Consider the following 15029-nt stretch of genomic DNA (forward strand, 5'->3'; position numbering starts at 1 on the left):
GAATACAAGGTTATCAGCCCAGGTGGAAAACAGATGAACAATGAACATTTAGCTATAACGAGGAAAAGCTGATGATTTGGTGGTTTGGGCTTGTATATTCATGTCAAAGTCAACCGAAAATCACTAATTTTGCAGTGAATTTTCATGAATTTTACTATTACCAATTGTGAAATATTTACCGAATAGGTGTTTCACTATCCAATCTGTCACAATCCCTTTTAACCATCTTTTTGTAAAAAAATATTAATTTCTGAGACTTTGTTTTCCATGTACTGATTATTCCCATTTTCTGACTGGAATTTATCTCGGAATTGCATACTTTTGTTAAGATAATGTTTGTCTGAGTTTTTGCGCTCGTGCGGCGATCGCCTGCCAATTATTGCTAGCCACTAACTCCTGGGGAAACAACTCTCCACTTAAACCGACTGCAACAGCACCAGCTTTGATAAAATCCTGGGCATTGTCTAAGGTAACGCCCCCTGTAGGAATTAAGGGTATTTGCGGTAATGGTGCTCGCAAGCTTTTGATATAACTGATACCACCAAGGGATGAGACTGGGAAGACTTTGACACAGCTAGCACCATATTGCCAAGCTGTAACTATTTCCGTAGGTGTAAGTGCCCCTGGGATAATTGGTATATTTTCTTGCCTTGCAATTGCTAGCATCTCCACATCAAGGTGAGGTGTAAATAAGAACTTAGCTCCCGTCGCGATCGCTTCTTGCAGATGTTGTCTGTGGAGCAATGTTCCTGCACCAATCACACAGTCAGGTAACTCTGCTTGTAAGATATTGATTAATTCTGCGGGGCGATCGCTATTCCAGGTAATCTCAATTAAATCCATTCCTGCTGCTGCCATCGCTAAAGCCATTTTTTTTCCCAGAGAGATTTCTGGCGCACGAATCACGGCGATCGCTCGATACTTTTTAACTAAGGTTAACCAACTTTGATGCAATTCCATTCTTCATATATTTTGATAGCCAGAGAATAATTATATATTTACTATTTTTCTCAATCAAAAATGTTTTGATATTCTTTTCCTAGCTAATAGCCAAATTGCATAAATTAGCTATCTGATTTATGGCTGCCATCACTGAATTATACCTGATTATTTTGACATATTCTCCTCACCAACTTGCTTGCCATTATCCCCATAATCGTCTACCAATTTTACCTTTTAACCTTTCGTGGGTATCTGCTAATAAATGCGGAATATTTAAATTTTCTGGACACCTTGGTAAACATTCACCACATTCTGTACATTTATCTGCCTTCATTCCAGGAAACCAATGTCCAGCATTTTCAAACATGCCGTAACGATATTCTCCATAATCATTCATATCATAGGCAACTGCTAAATTTCTTAGCCTTAAAACTTCCGGAATATTGATATTTTCTGGACAAGGTAAACATTGATAGCACTGACTACATTTGTCTGTATTTAAAGCTTGATCATAGTAATTTTCTATCCTCTCAATTGTGGTTATTTCTTCTATCGTTAATTCCCTATCTCTCTCTGCAACCTGTAGCGGAATAATTAATTCCTGAGGGTTTGCTGCTCCCACACTCAGGGTAGAAATTCTCTGATCTGCAAGTAAAAAACGATAGTTTAACTCCAACGGAGAAAAAGGATGACACAAGTTTGCCAGTTTTTGGGGAGGTGTGTAGAGTTTTCCGCCTTTATCTGCTGGGGAGATAATAAATATACCCATATCCTTAGCCGCAGCAACTTCCAATACTGGAGCATTGCGTTGAAAAAAATAGTAATAATGCAGATTGACGAAACTAAAAAAATCTGTATTTATAGAGTGGAGAATAATTTCTAAAGGGGCGTGAGTCGAAAAACCAATGTATTTAACTCTGCCATCATCGACAGCTTTTTGTACTGCTGCCATACAACCATTTTGGGCTTTTACCCACTCCAAATGCTCCCAAGTGTTTAAACCATGAATCCCTAGACAGTCAAGATAATCTACTTGCAACCGTTCTAGGGACTCATCAATATAGCGACTCATGGTGTCTGCGTCTGGAGTCGGAGGAATCTTGCTGGTGATGTGTAGTTGCGATCGCGGTACGGATAAGCCCCGTTTCAAGGCTGTGCCTAAATACTCCTCACTTTTTCCATAGCCGCGTGCAGTTTCAATATGGTTAATTCCCAGAGCTATAGCCTTTTCTATGGTTTGCCATGCATTTTCTGAATCAGCAAGATAACGCATGGTTCCCAGAGAAAATACTGAGAGGTGCAGATTAGTTTTACCAAAACGTCGGTATCGCATCTGTGTGAGTTAGGGTTTTCAACTTGAAAATAGAGATTTTAGTCGAAGAAGAGTTGACAATGGAGTGACAAAACTCCTGATCTCAATTTCCCATGATTAGCCTCAAATTGCGAAAAATCGACATCAGTATGAATGCAGACAACGCTTGGAGTCGGAATATCAAGATTATTTCTGATGTTTCTCCTTAGCTGTCTTCATTTCCAAAACGCTTGATTAAATCTTCAGGACGCAGGTTAGAGACGAATTCCCGGAAAGCTTCCTGTTCTGCTTCATCTGCATCCCGATCCACAGGAATTGATGCATCGGCAATGACTTCTTCCATCACCCAGATAGGGCTATTGGTACGCAGAGCAACGGCGATCGCGTCACTCGGACGAGCATCAATTTCTTTCTTGATTTCCCCTTGACTGAGAATTAATGCTGCATAGAAAGTATCCTTTTGTAAAGAATGAATAATCACCCGCTCCAGAGTCATATTCCACGCCTCTAGAATATTTACAATCAAGTCATGAGTTAAAGGGCGAGGTGGCTTCTGATTAATATCTAATGCGCCCATGATGGCTTTCGCCTGTTCTTGCCCAATATATATCGGCAAAGCGCGGCGTTCAGAAGCATCTTTCAACAGTACAATAGGGCTGCGGGTTATGGCATCTAATGCTATGCCAGCGACTCTCATTTCAATCATTGGCTAAGCCTCTACAATCCTTTGAGCGCGGGGAAAACTATGTAACAAATCATACTCTTGTGTGCCAAATAAAGAGACAAGTCTAAACATAAGAGTTTATTTTCTATAATTGCTTCTATTAAACTCCCAAATTGTAGTGAATACCAGAGTAGGTTCAATTAGTTTACTTCAACAATAATCTCCCAATTCAAGTATGCCTTGCATTGGTAACTGGTGTGTTGAGATTGAGATAGAAAAAACGTCACAAAATATACTTAAACCTCGTACTTTGTTATGCAAATAAATTTTGCATTTTCAGGCACATTTGACAGTAAATACAATTATAGATAGATAAAACAGCCGTGTTTACAGGATTAATCCAAGCATTAGGAACCGTCAAACCTCTAGGGGGAGACTCTTGGCAAATAACTTGCGTGACTCAAGCAGAAACAATGATGCTGGATCTCGCCTATGGTGATAGTGTGGCAGTGGATGGAGTGTGTTTAACAGTAGAAGAAGTTTCTTCCCGTGGCTTTACTGCTACTGCTTCGCCGGAAACTCTTCGTCGTACTACCCTGGGAATGGACTCCCCAGAAGGGAAGTATGTCAATCTGGAAACTTCCCTAAGGGTTGGTGGCAAGGTTGGAGGACATTTTGTTATGGGACACGTTGATGGTGTTGGGCAGTTAGTTGCTGCTGAGAAAACAGCTACTTCCTGGGAAATGACTTTTACTGCACCAGAGGCGATCGCCCGTTATCTTGTTCCCAAAGGTAGTATTGCGATTAATGGCATCAGTCTTACCGTTGCTAACTACAACCATGAACTATCTCAGTTTACAGTCGCGGTTATTCCCATTACCTACAGTGACACTAATTTACGTCACCTACTTCCTGGTAGTTGGGTAAATCTCGAAGGTGATATTCTCGGAAAGTACGTGGAAAAATTCCTCAACCCCAGAAAAGCAACGGAAAGTTCAGTCTCTGACTCTATTTCTTTAGCATTCCTTGCAGAAAATGGTTATTTGTAAGGAAACAGGCAACAGCTGCTATTGACTAGAAAGAAATTCCTTACCCTTTCCCCTTAACCTCATCCCCCAAGCCAAAATTCCCATAAACCCAACTCCCATCACCCCCATCAAGGGATTGTGATGAATACCTGTCACCCAATCCGGAACGACTCCTGTGTATTTCGTCAGTTGCCCGACATTTATCATGTAATATCCCCAAACTAAACCCCCATGCAAACCAATGGGTAAGCCAAGTCTACCTCTACGCCAGCGCTTTCCCCAGACTTGAGTTAAACCCAACAGTAAAAGTGCAGGAAATTGGGGTAAGGTTTGCAGGATTGCCTCTAAAGGTTTAATAAAATGTAAGCTGGCAAAAATCACAGCATCTGCCCATAATGCTGTAGATGGGGTGTATTCATGATGTAACTCTTCTAGTAACCATCCCCGAAAGAATAATTCTTCTGCAAAACCTACTCCCAAACCTACAGCTAAACCTTCTAAAGCTATTTGAGTGAAAAATATAGGGGATTGTTGCCACCTCAACCAACCGAAAAACCCCTGTAAACCAAATAATATCAGTACACTACTTAACCCTATTGCCAATCCCTGTACCGTTTCCACTACATTTTGGCGGGAAATCTCTAAACCATAATATTTAAAAGTATCTGTCCTCTGGTAAATTTGTTGACTCCACAACCTCAGTAAAAACAGAAATTCTGCATATAACACCACCATCGTCACGATACTAACTGTATTAGAGTCGAGTTTGATCGTCACAAAGGGGGCGATCGCTGGAAACCATAACAGTAAATATATGGGTGCTGCTACAGGCAACCACATTAATAACAAGACAAAAATAAAACCACCCACACGTAAAAAGATGGGACGGTTTTGTAAATAAGCCAAATTAATTCTCATACCAGACTTGCTCAGCAGCCCTGAGTCACAATGAAGAAGACAGGAATAGGGAACAGATTTTCTCATTCCCTGTTCCTTTCTACGATAAATTACTCATCTGGTTCAATAGTACTTGTCAATCCATGACTCTTGAGAGTCTCACAATAAAACTCAGCGTGTTCTTGGGCACAAGTAATGACTAAAGCTAACCCGTTTGTATGCGCTTCCATCATAATACTCACAGCCTGGGGTTGAGTCAGGCTAGGTACAGTCGTTAGCAAAGTATGAACAACAAACTCCATAGAGTTGTAGGTATCGTTATGGAGCAAAACGCGGTATTGGGGGGCTAACTTGCGAGATGTAGAACTCTTTGACAGGGTTTCAACTGACACGACTCTTTGCTCTTTTCTTGACTACAGTAAAGTTTAACTTTTGCAATGACTTTTAAGAGTTATTTAACTATTGTATCTTAATTTTTGCAACAAAATATAATGATAAAACAGATTCTTGCTATAGGTTGCTTCCTTGCCGAATCACCCTAAATCTGAAATTTCCACAGTTGCAAAATTTTATCCTGGAATATAAAAATAGCTGACTCCACTCAGCTTTGAAAATGCAAAAAAATCAATCATTAAAGTAGCCATCATGAATTCCATATGCAAGTACACATAAAAAAAATTGATGTTCTTCCTGTTTGGGGAATAGGGGGTATTACTTTCAAGTTAGCTTCACCATAGTGTCTAAACGCACAGTATCTGGCTTTGCAGTTCAGTGAAGTATTCCCTTAAACTCCGTAATTACAAGGCTTTTCACGATTTTACATCCTGTTATATAGATAGATTTATTTCCACAGAATTACTTAAGTGCATTTATTCAATAGACTATGGAAAATAACTTACATTTTCATCCAGGACAGATAGTTTATTTAGAACATCTTGAAAAGAAACTCTATACAGAGGTGATTCAACTTGTGACTCCCCGTCAGATGTGCTGGGTTCGTCCTTTATTTTTGCTTGACTTTACCCAGGAATCTCCCCGTGTCATAGATTTAAGAGAAACGCCAGATTTACTTTGGGCTTTAAATTCTTTTCAACCTGCTCTGGATACAGAAGTAATTGATTCTCTCACAAAAATTCTGATTAAAGAAACAAAACCAGAATTAAAAAACTTTGCCAAACAAGAGCTACATCAATTCATTCAGGAAATTTGGCAGGCAAATCATCTCAGCAAGAATTAGGTTTTCACCACCAACAATAGTAATACTATGGTATCAAAACAAACTCATAGAAAAGTGGTTATTTCACTCAGCAGTTAGAATGGAGTATCTCCAGTTCAGGTTATTGCTCAACACTTTTTTTGGGAGTTCTCCAAATTATATAGAGAGTTTTTGAGTCTCAGTTGCCACTTTATTGCAAGACTATCCGAAATCCTGGGTGGAATTCTTGTAAAGACTTAATGGTAGTGATTTAGTCAGCCTCGTTAGATATGAATGCGATTCACAGAAGCGGGGACATACTGAAATATTTTGCCATATTTGGTGAATTGACCTATAGCCCCAAGCTGGGAACTAGCTTAACTCTTCCAGCATCCATTTCTGCCATCAGTAGTTCTAATGCTTCGTAATCAACGTCTGAAATATAACCCATTTGGGTCAATTCAGTGTTAATTTCATTTTCTATCTCAGGAGTTAATTTCTTGATATCTAGCGCTTTGGCAACTAGCTGACGAATTGCGTACTTAGACTTCATAAAAAAGCTACCAACTTATTTTCTATTAATTATCCAAGGTGGAGGTGAGCATGAAGCGTGATCTCGATACAGCTAGGTCGGTGATCTGGATCACATCTACTGGTATTTATCCAGTAACTTTTGAGGGTTGTTTATCCAAAATTAAGAATATCATCCCTAAGATATGTAACCCCTAGTTTTACTGATTAATTAAGCTTTTCGTACTGTAAGTTACTAAATGGTTGCCAGAAAACTACCATGCCATTTATTTATCGTTGATTGTCCCTATGGAAAAGTATATTTACATACACTTTCCTATAGGATTATGACAATCTTTAAACATGAATGCGATCGCAATAAAGATTTAGCAAAGAGACTTCTGACGAATGGTCGATGCCAGAAAAAACAGATTATGGTCGAATACATCTATCAACGAAATTTTCGACAAATCAAAAATTAGGTTTTCACTATGCAAACAACAGTTAACTATCCCAAAATTTCAGTCATTCGTCCCCAAGGATGCTTAAACGTCACTAACGCTCTAGAATTTGAACGTGATTTAACTCAACAACTCGTACAACACAAAGTTTCAGTCTTGGTAATTGACTTAGGACTGGTGGAATTGCTCGACAGTACAGGATTAATGGCTCTCATCTCAGGATTAAAACTCGCCCAGAGCGTCGGTAGTCATTTTCGTCTCTGTTCTGTGTCTCCAGCCATTCGGATGATTTTTGAAGTCACACAGTTAGAATCGGTGTTTGAAATTTCAGAAGGGGATATCCTTGTTGCTTAGGTTAAGCGTTCTTATTTCTAAGAACTAGGGTACGTCAGAACCAATAAGCTACGCCTATAACTGCCTAGCTGCGGTCACGCTATGTTATCCAATCACAGGCAGCTACTTTATACACTTTTATACACTTCTAGTACTGATAAAAATATCAAGAGTCCTTGACATTTGTCCCCGTCTTGTTCATCACCCAGGAAATGAAATTGGAGTCACCCAAACCAAAACTCCAATTTCTGCCAATATTGGGAATATATTTGCTAAATCAGTCGAATTGGGCAATTTTTGAGAATATAAATCAATTAAATAATCATTAAACCACTGCTATCTTCTCTTGAATTACACGGAATCAATGGTAATGTTGGAGGTAATATAGCTGTAATTTATTAAGTAGCTAGAAGATAGCGCAGTGACTGTTGCAGTAGAAAAATTAATTACATCGGATATTTTAAAGCCTGCTCGCTACCTAGGGAATGAACTGCTAGCGGTACACAAGTCCTGGGATGGAGCAATTGTCCGTTGGGTATTAACCTATCCAGAGATATATGAAGTTGGAGCATCTAATTTAGGGCATATTATCCTCTACAATATTCTCAATGCTCAACCTCGCCAGTTATGCGATCGCGCCTATTTACCAGGACAAGATTTAGCCACAAAGCTCAGAGAGACAAACACATCTCTATTTGCTGTGGAGTCCCGGCGAACGCTGCAAGAATTTGATATCCTAGGATTCAGCCTCAGCTACGAACTCGGTGCAACCAACATTCTCGAAATGTTGGACTTGGCTCAAATCCCTCTAACTTGGCGCGAACGAGACAACGGTAATTATCCTTTGATTTTTGCCGGTGGGCAAACCGCCACTTCTAACCCTGAACCCTACAGTGACTACTTTGATTTTATTGCCCTGGGTGATGGTGAAGAACTACTCCCAGAAATTGGTTTAGTCATCGAAGAAGGCAAAACCGCAGGATTGAGCCGGGAAGAACTACTTCTGGACTTAGCACAGGTTCCAGGTGTATATGTACCTCGCTTTTACACCATGGCAGAGAATGGTTCTGTTCGTCCCCAGCGTCAGGGTGTACCCCAGCGCATACTCAGACGAGTGGCTACTCCCATCCCTGCCTATTCCGTCGGTTTAGTCCCCTACGTGCAAACAGTACATGACCGTTTAACCATTGAAATTCGGCGCGGTTGTACTCGCGGATGCCGTTTCTGCCAACCAGGAATGTTGACTCGACCAGCAAGGGATGTAGAACCAGAAAAGGTTGTCGATGCTATTGAAAAGGGAATGCGGACAACAGGTTTTAATGAATTTTCTTTGTTGTCCTTGAGTTGCTCTGATTACTTGGCACTACCGGCTGTAGGCATGGAAATCAAAAATCGTTTACAAAACGAAAATATTTCCCTTTCCCTACCTAGTCAAAGAGTTGATAGATTTGATGAAAATATTGCCAATATTCTTGGAGGTACGCGACAGGGAGGACTAACTTTTGCCCCAGAAGCGGGCACGCAACGGATGCGAGATATTGTGAATAAAGGCTTGACGAATGAAGAATTGTTGCGGGGAGTCAAAACTGCCTGGGAACAAGGATGGGATAAAATCAAGCTCTACTTCATGATTGGTTTGCCAGGAGAAACTGATATTGATGTGTTAGGGATAGCAGAGACAGTCAACTGGTTACAGAGGGAATGCCGGGGACAAGGCAGAAGACCTCTAGCTTTTAATATCACAGTCTCTAATTTTACACCCAAGCCCCACACACCTTTTCAGTGGCACTCTGTTTCCACAGCAGAATTTACACGCAAACAGCAACTCCTACGGCAAGAATTTCGCCGGATGAGAAATGTGAAGATAAACTTTACCGATGTGCGCATCTCCGCTATGGAAGATTTTATCGGTAGGGGCGATCGCACCCTTGCTCCCGTACTAAAACGGGCATGGGAGCTAGGCGCAGGTATGGACTCTTGGTATGATGGATTAGACAAAGCTTTTGCTGCTTGGGAAGCCGCGATCGCAGAAGCTGGATTAACCTGGAAATACCGCCAAGTCCAAAACGGTGAGTGGAATGTCTTTGATGGAGAAAACCAGGAAAATATAGAAGCAAATAATTTGACTTCATTTTCCCCTTCCCACTCTGCCTTTGACAAACCCCTACCTTGGGACCATATCGACACAGGTATTACAAAACAATGGCTGCAAGAAGATTTACAAAAAGCTTTAGCTGCGGCAACTGTCCCCGATTGTTCCTTTGAAGGTTGTTCCCATTGCGGTGTGTGCGGTACTGATTTTGGTCACAACATCGTCATCCCACCCCCAGAAATTCCCAAATTTGCCGGGGAATTTATCCCTAACACAACTAAGAATCAGCGCCTACGCATCTGGTTCGGCAAGCAAGGTAATATGGCATTAGTTAGTCATCTAGACTTAATGCGACTATTTGACCGAGTCATCCGTCGTGGGAATATCCCCATTGCTTTTACTGGCGGATTTCATCCCTCACCCCGGATTTCCATTGCGAATGCTCTACCATTAGGAGCAACTAGTAGTGGTGAAATTGTCGATTTAGAGTTAACCCAAAAAGTTGACATCACTGAATTTCATCAGAAAATCCAACAAGTTCTACCTCCAGATATACCTATTTATGCCGTCCAAGAGTTAGATTTGAAGGCACCTGCGGCAACACAGGCTTTAGAAACAGCCGAGTACTTGCTCACCGTTGCCACTACACCAGCAGCATCACCAAGACAATGGCAAGATTGGATTGCTACTATTCTGGCTCAAACAGAATTTTGGCAGGAGCAAACCAGTAAATCTGGAAAAACCCAGCTAGTAAATCTGCGCGATCGCCTAGCAGAATTAGCGATTATTGATACTAATTCCCATCTAGTAGCATCCGCAGTCACTCTCCGTTATGCAGGTAGTTGTCGAAATGATGGTACACTCTTGCGCCCAGAGCAAATTCTGCATATGCTAGAGCAAGTAAGTGGTGCAGAATTCCAACTACTGCACATTCACCGTAACCATTTGGTTTTACGGACTTAACCTTCGACAGGGACACCAACATTAACGGATGTCCTAGAATCTCTTATCTATCAGGAATTGATTTTTGACAAGGTTGCGTTAGAATAGGATGAAGAGAAATTTTCTGGCGCTGCATTGAATGTTCTGATTCACCAACCTGTTGTATAGGCAGGAAGGCAAAAAAATTTAGAGTGCGATTTCTAGGATTTTATCCCAGACAAACAGAGGCAGGTTAAATAACACTCTGAGAGTAGCTAATATGTGAATCAGAAATCAATCACAGACTTCGTCAGCTTCTCTGAAATCTATGGTTTTTAACACAAATTTTGGATGTCGTGACCATCAAATGGTCGGGTATCGTGTCACAAATTGCCATGGACGGGTGATTTAATTGCTTAAATAATATGCAGCCGTTCTGGAATAGTCAGGCGTATCAACGCTATCCCAGCGTCGCTAGCTCTTTTGGATTGAGCTTAGAATCGCAGTTTTTATTACCAGCAGTACCTGTTGGGGTGGATGAGGGTGAAAGGAATAAAAACCCCCTATCCTTTCAGTGCTTGCTGCCAATTTTTGAGGAAATTGAATGCCAAAACAAATTATTATCGCCGAGCAGCATCAAATCGCTGCGGTTTATTCTGAAGATCAGATACAAGAACTAGTAGTTGCTACAGGACATCACCAAATAGGTGATATTTATCTAGGAGTAGTAGAAAATGTCCTCCCTGGGATAGATGCAGCTTTTGTCAATATAGGAGACCCAGAGCGAAATGGTTTTATTCATGTCACAGATTTAGGACCTTTACGTCTACGCCGCACCTCCGCAGCCATCACCGAATTGCTGACACCCCAGCAAAAAGTCCTAGTACAAGTGATGAAGGAGCCAACTGGGACAAAGGGACCGAGACTCACAGGGAATATTACTTTACCAGGACGATATGTAGTTCTTATGCCCTATGGGCGGGGTGTGAATCTTTCTCGCCGGATTCGGAATGAAAATGAACGCAACCGTTTACGAGCCTTAGCGATATTAATTAAACCTGCCGGTATGGGTTTATTAGTACGTACAGAAGCAGAAGGCAAGCCCGAAGAAGCAATTATCGAAGATTTGGAATCATTGCAAAAGCAATGGGAATTGATTCAACAGGAAGCCCAGTCCACAAGAGCGCCAGCTCTGCTGAATCGTGACGATGACTTTATTCAGCGCGTATTGCGAGATATGTACGGTGCAGATGTCAACCGTATCGTTGTTGATTCCAGTACAGGCTTAAAACGGGTAAAACAGTACCTGCAAAACTGGAGTGGGGGACAGACACCGCAAGGATTACTCATCGATCATCACCGCGATCGCTCACCGATTCTAGAATATTTCCGTATCAATGCTGCGATTAGAGAAGCTCTCAAACCCAGGGTAGACCTGCCCTCTGGTGGTTATATTATCATCCAACCCACAGAAGCCTTAACAGTAATTGATGTCAACTCTGGTTCCTTTACCCGTTCTGCCACTGCCAGAGAAACAGTCCTCTGGACAAACTGCGAAGCTGCGACAGAAATTGCTCGTCAACTGCGTCTGCGGAATATTGCCGGGGTCATAGTTGTTGATTTTATTGATATGGAAGCTAGACGTGACCAGCTCCACGTCCTAGAACATTTTAACAAAGCCCTGAGAGCAGACAAAGCTCGTCCCCAGATAGCCCAGCTTACCGAGTTAGGTTTAGTAGAGCTAACACGTAAACGCCAAGGTCAAAATATTTACGAACTATTTGGTCAAACTTGTACTACCTGCGGTGGTTTAGGTCATATAGTGCGTCTACCAGGAGAATCCGAGACAAAAATCCCTACTCCTTCAGAAGCTCCACCAGAACGTTTTGCCCCCTTACCCCAGCGAGAACGAGAACCCAGATTACCTGTAACTCGTCTAGCAGAACCACGGGAAACCTATGAAGGATTTGGCGAAAGTTATGACAATGATTTAGAAGTTACACCCTTAAATTTGGTCAATCATCCCAGTTACCAAGAAATTGGAGATGCCAGAAAACGCCGTACCCGTCGTAGTCGTATAGGAATAACTGGTGGTAATGGCAAAGATGAACCACGAGTAATTACTCCCTTGGGACTACCCCATGATCCAGATATAGACTTAGACGTAGAGACTGATTTACCTGGAGTTGATATTCCCACACCCACCTTAGGTAAAGTTGGTTGGGGTGAAAGAGGCGATCGCGCTAAAAGTTCGCGAGCTGATTTAATTAAACCAGTAGTAGAACCACCAGAAATTGTCTCAGTTGAGATGACGACTGATGAACAAGATGTTTACGCTCTTATGGGTGTATCTCCCCTGAAAAAAATAGAGCGGGAATTTAAAAATGAGAAATCAGTCATCATTAATATAGTTCAACCTGGTCAAGTTCATTCCCCTGCTCCTGAAGTTGAGACACCCACTCCTGTTGTCAGTCAACCCATAGTCATTCGTAAATCAACTATCACCACCCCAGAACCAGAACCTGTTATTGTCGAAGTCAAGGAAGAGACTCCAGTTCAGGAGCCATCTCCAGTCATAGTCAACACCACTGAAGAAACAGAGAGTAACACTGTTAGACGTCGTGTCCGTCGTCGTTCTTCCGCAGTCACAACAGATGAGACAGATGATTGAGATGTCAGCATGTCCTAGGAATATTCTTTCATGACAGTCAAAGGACAGAACCCAGGGAACTGGATAGAATTATCTGAAGATTTTTCGGGATATGTGGCAGGTATTGATGAAGTTGGACGAGGTGCATTGTTTGGTCCAGTTGTCGCAGCAGCTGTCATACTTCCCTATGATGCTTTGCCGGAACTGATAGCAGCTGGTATTAAAGATAGTAAAAAGCTGTCAATCAATCGCAGAATCAACTTAGCAGCCAAAATATGTACAGCTGCCGTTGATTGGAAAATCGGTTTTGCTTCGACAGCAGAAATTGATCAGATAAATATCTTGCAGGCAACCTTGCTAGCAATGAAACGGGCTGTATTGAAGTTAAAAATGCAACCTCAGTTGTGCTTAGTTGATGGCAACCAGGAAATTAAAAATTTGCTGTTGCCGCAGCAAACTCTTGTCAAAGGAGAAGAGCGATCGCTCTCTATTGCTGCTGCTAGTATTGTTGCTAAAGTCTGGCGAGACGACTTGATCATACGTCTTGCCCGCAAGTATCCTATGTACGATTTACAAAGCAATAAAGGTTATGGTAGTCCTAAGCATCTTTTAGCATTGCAAACCTGTGGAGTATCACCCCTGCACCGCAAGTCCTTTCATCCCTGCCAGATAAATTATTCTGTTGAGGTTTAATAGTATCTGTCCACTTGAACAGTTTTCAATCTATGTCTATCGTTTGGTAAGTTCAATAATCTTGCAATTTGCATATGATGTGTTTGTAAAAAACCTGTTAAAAGTAACATCTTCCTTACGTATCATATGCAAATTCTCTATAAAAACTTAAGTAGAACGGTTTAAATAATTCACGCTATGTCATTGCGAATGAAACGAAGTGAAATGAAGCAATCCCAAGGGTTATGCCGATTTTACCATCTGTTACATAGTTAGGTTTATTCTCACCGACTTACTTATGCATTGTTACAACAAGTGAAAGCTATAAAAGCTCTAAGTCTTTCCTTCTCCTGTTAGACATTTCTTCTCACACTCAGTTGCTGTCAAAAACAAATAGTCTTGATACTGTCATTGTGACCCTTGGCTTCGCCATACTACATAAACTGTTAGCGTCTCGCAGAGAAGGAAAGTAATGCCATTATCCTGAAATTACCGTGACAGAACGCAACTCGCTATCAGCTAGATTAGACTTCTGGGTTAAGTATATTTAAGTCATGCTTATCTGAGGATAGGGAATTTTCTTGTATTTGACTATTCACCCAGAAGCGATAATCATTCAGTAGCTGATGTAATAATCTTTGCTTGATTGTCAGTAGGACACTTTTCAGTAAACCATTGCCAGCAGTTTCAATAATTGGCTTCGGTGTTAAGGAAAATGGAGGAGGTAAATCTACTTGTACTTGCAAGTCTGCTTGACCTTTCAGACGAGTTTCCTGACCTGTTTCATAGGGTGATAGATACCCCTTTAAATTCAAATCAAATCGTTGGTTAATATACTCGATACCGAGAATTTCACAAGCTAGCGATCGCAAATAAATAGTACTATTGTTTGCTGCCCAAACTCTCATATCTACAGTTGGTTGAATAGTTAAAGACAAAAAATTGAGAGGGCGCATTTTTAAGCGAAATATTTCATCTGAAAGTTGCTGAATTCTCGTCGAATCAACTAAGGAATGTACCAGACGCTGAGGTTGACGTAAATAGTGCTGAATTGGTATTGGATAGCGAGGAACAGTAATTTCTACTGATTGCGAAGCGATAAACTGAGTGAGCATAGGTAAACCAAAATAATTGTTTTATAATTTTCTGATTGTCTTTATCATCTCATTTTTATTGAAGATAAATATGTACACAAATTATAATTCTTATTATATAGATAAATTGAGTTGAGATGATATTTACAGCTACCTTCTGTGGGATATAAATACAAGACCTAGACGAACCAGAGTTAAAACCTTTTTTACGTAACAGCCATTAATTAATCGTTTTAGGCAAGTTTAAAATTATACGCA

At 41.0% G+C, this 15029-nt stretch carries 14 protein-coding genes; 7 read left to right on the top strand and 7 right to left on the bottom strand.

Annotated features, from left to right (window positions below; translation table 11 throughout):
• Positions 1-324: 324 nt before the first annotated feature.
• The 3 genes from IJ00_RS19160 to IJ00_RS19170 all read right to left on the bottom strand — a co-directional run bounded on the left by IJ00_RS19160 (position 325) and on the right by IJ00_RS19170 (position 2960).
• Positions 325-960, bottom strand: a complete 636-nt coding sequence (locus IJ00_RS19160; RefSeq protein ID WP_035155628.1) for a bifunctional 4-hydroxy-2-oxoglutarate aldolase/2-dehydro-3-deoxy-phosphogluconate aldolase — start codon at positions 958-960, stop codon at positions 325-327.
• A gap of 184 nt (positions 961-1144) precedes the next feature.
• Entirely contained in the window at positions 1145-2275 is a 1131-nt protein-coding gene (locus IJ00_RS19165) for an aldo/keto reductase (RefSeq protein WP_035155629.1), read from the bottom strand.
• Between the two features lie 184 nt (positions 2276-2459).
• Positions 2460-2960: a bifunctional nuclease family protein gene (locus IJ00_RS19170; protein WP_035155631.1), complete on the bottom strand. Its 501-nt coding sequence runs from the start codon at positions 2958-2960 to the stop codon at positions 2460-2462.
• A gap of 341 nt (positions 2961-3301) precedes the next feature.
• Here IJ00_RS19170 and IJ00_RS19175 point away from each other — a divergent pair, with 341 nt between their 5' ends.
• Positions 3302-3967 carry a riboflavin synthase gene (locus IJ00_RS19175; protein WP_035155633.1) on the top strand — a complete coding sequence of 222 codons (666 nt, stop codon included), beginning with the start codon at positions 3302-3304 and terminating at the stop codon, positions 3965-3967.
• Between the two features lie 18 nt (positions 3968-3985).
• Here IJ00_RS19175 and IJ00_RS19180 read toward each other — a convergent pair whose 3' ends face one another.
• On the bottom strand, positions 3986-4864 hold the full coding sequence (locus tag IJ00_RS19180; protein ID WP_035155635.1) for a CPBP family intramembrane glutamic endopeptidase: 879 nt from the start codon (positions 4862-4864) through the stop codon (positions 3986-3988).
• An 89-nt stretch (positions 4865-4953) separates the two neighbouring features.
• Entirely contained in the window at positions 4954-5235 is a 282-nt protein-coding gene (gene clpS / locus IJ00_RS19185) for an ATP-dependent Clp protease adapter ClpS (protein WP_035155638.1), read from the bottom strand.
• A 491-nt stretch (positions 5236-5726) separates the two neighbouring features.
• On the opposite strand from clpS, the gene IJ00_RS19190 reads away from it, so the two are divergent.
• Positions 5727-6080, top strand: a complete 354-nt coding sequence (locus IJ00_RS19190) for a hypothetical protein (RefSeq protein ID WP_035155641.1) — start codon at positions 5727-5729, stop codon at positions 6078-6080.
• Between the two features lie 310 nt (positions 6081-6390).
• Here the strand turns inward: IJ00_RS19190 and IJ00_RS19195 are convergent, their stop codons facing one another.
• The gene (locus IJ00_RS19195) at positions 6391-6591 is read right to left on the bottom strand and encodes a hypothetical protein (protein ID WP_035155644.1); all 201 of its coding nucleotides are present in this window, start codon (positions 6589-6591) and stop codon (positions 6391-6393) included.
• Between the two features lie 304 nt (positions 6592-6895).
• Here IJ00_RS19195 and IJ00_RS29990 point away from each other — a divergent pair, with 304 nt between their 5' ends.
• From IJ00_RS29990 to IJ00_RS19215, 5 genes are all read left to right on the top strand, one after another.
• Complete coding sequence (locus IJ00_RS29990) at positions 6896-7030, top strand: hypothetical protein (protein ID WP_256388817.1); 135 nt, start codon at positions 6896-6898, stop codon at positions 7028-7030.
• A gap of 9 nt (positions 7031-7039) precedes the next feature.
• A complete protein-coding gene (locus IJ00_RS19200; protein WP_035155647.1) occupies positions 7040-7363 on the top strand; it encodes an STAS domain-containing protein in 324 nt (107 codons plus the stop codon).
• A gap of 400 nt (positions 7364-7763) precedes the next feature.
• Positions 7764-10397, top strand: a complete 2634-nt coding sequence (locus IJ00_RS19205; RefSeq protein WP_035155649.1) for a TIGR03960 family B12-binding radical SAM protein — start codon at positions 7764-7766, stop codon at positions 10395-10397.
• 562 nt (positions 10398-10959) lie between these two features.
• A complete protein-coding gene (locus IJ00_RS19210) occupies positions 10960-13026 on the top strand; it encodes an Rne/Rng family ribonuclease (protein ID WP_035155652.1) in 2067 nt (688 codons plus the stop codon).
• Positions 13027-13056: 30 nt separating this feature from the next.
• Complete coding sequence (locus IJ00_RS19215) at positions 13057-13698, top strand: ribonuclease HII (RefSeq protein WP_035155654.1); 642 nt, start codon at positions 13057-13059, stop codon at positions 13696-13698.
• A gap of 503 nt (positions 13699-14201) precedes the next feature.
• Here the strand turns inward: IJ00_RS19215 and IJ00_RS19220 are convergent.
• Positions 14202-14792, bottom strand: a complete 591-nt coding sequence (locus tag IJ00_RS19220) for a DUF1997 domain-containing protein (protein WP_035155656.1) — start codon at positions 14790-14792, stop codon at positions 14202-14204.
• Between the last annotated feature and the right edge of the window lie 237 nt (positions 14793-15029).

It is taken from the genome of Calothrix sp. 336/3 (assembly GCF_000734895.2).
In the GTDB taxonomy this organism is placed as follows: Bacteria; Cyanobacteriota; Cyanobacteriia; order Cyanobacteriales; family Nostocaceae; genus 336-3.

Excerpts from the sequence above, each read along its gene's own strand:
- IJ00_RS19210 (WP_035155652.1), top strand. The coding sequence starts at position 10,960 with ATGCCAAAACAAATTATTATCGCCGAGCAGCATCAAATCGCTGCGGTT.
- IJ00_RS19195 (WP_035155644.1), bottom strand. The coding sequence starts at position 6,591 with ATGAAGTCTAAGTACGCAATTCGTCAGCTAGTTGCCAAAGCGCTAGAT.
- IJ00_RS19190 (WP_035155641.1), top strand. The coding sequence starts at position 5,727 with ATGGAAAATAACTTACATTTTCATCCAGGACAGATAGTTTATTTAGAA.
- IJ00_RS19165 (WP_035155629.1), bottom strand. The coding sequence starts at position 2,275 with ATGCGATACCGACGTTTTGGTAAAACTAATCTGCACCTCTCAGTATTT.
- IJ00_RS19200 (WP_035155647.1), top strand. The coding sequence starts at position 7,040 with ATGCAAACAACAGTTAACTATCCCAAAATTTCAGTCATTCGTCCCCAA.
- IJ00_RS19215 (WP_035155654.1), top strand. The coding sequence starts at position 13,057 with ATGACAGTCAAAGGACAGAACCCAGGGAACTGGATAGAATTATCTGAA.
- IJ00_RS19160 (WP_035155628.1), bottom strand. The coding sequence starts at position 960 with ATGGAATTGCATCAAAGTTGGTTAACCTTAGTTAAAAAGTATCGAGCG.
- IJ00_RS19170 (WP_035155631.1), bottom strand. The coding sequence starts at position 2,960 with ATGATTGAAATGAGAGTCGCTGGCATAGCATTAGATGCCATAACCCGC.
- IJ00_RS29990 (WP_256388817.1), top strand. The coding sequence starts at position 6,896 with ATGACAATCTTTAAACATGAATGCGATCGCAATAAAGATTTAGCAAAG.
- IJ00_RS19220 (WP_035155656.1), bottom strand. The coding sequence starts at position 14,792 with ATGCTCACTCAGTTTATCGCTTCGCAATCAGTAGAAATTACTGTTCCT.
- IJ00_RS19180 (WP_035155635.1), bottom strand. The coding sequence starts at position 4,864 with ATGAGAATTAATTTGGCTTATTTACAAAACCGTCCCATCTTTTTACGT.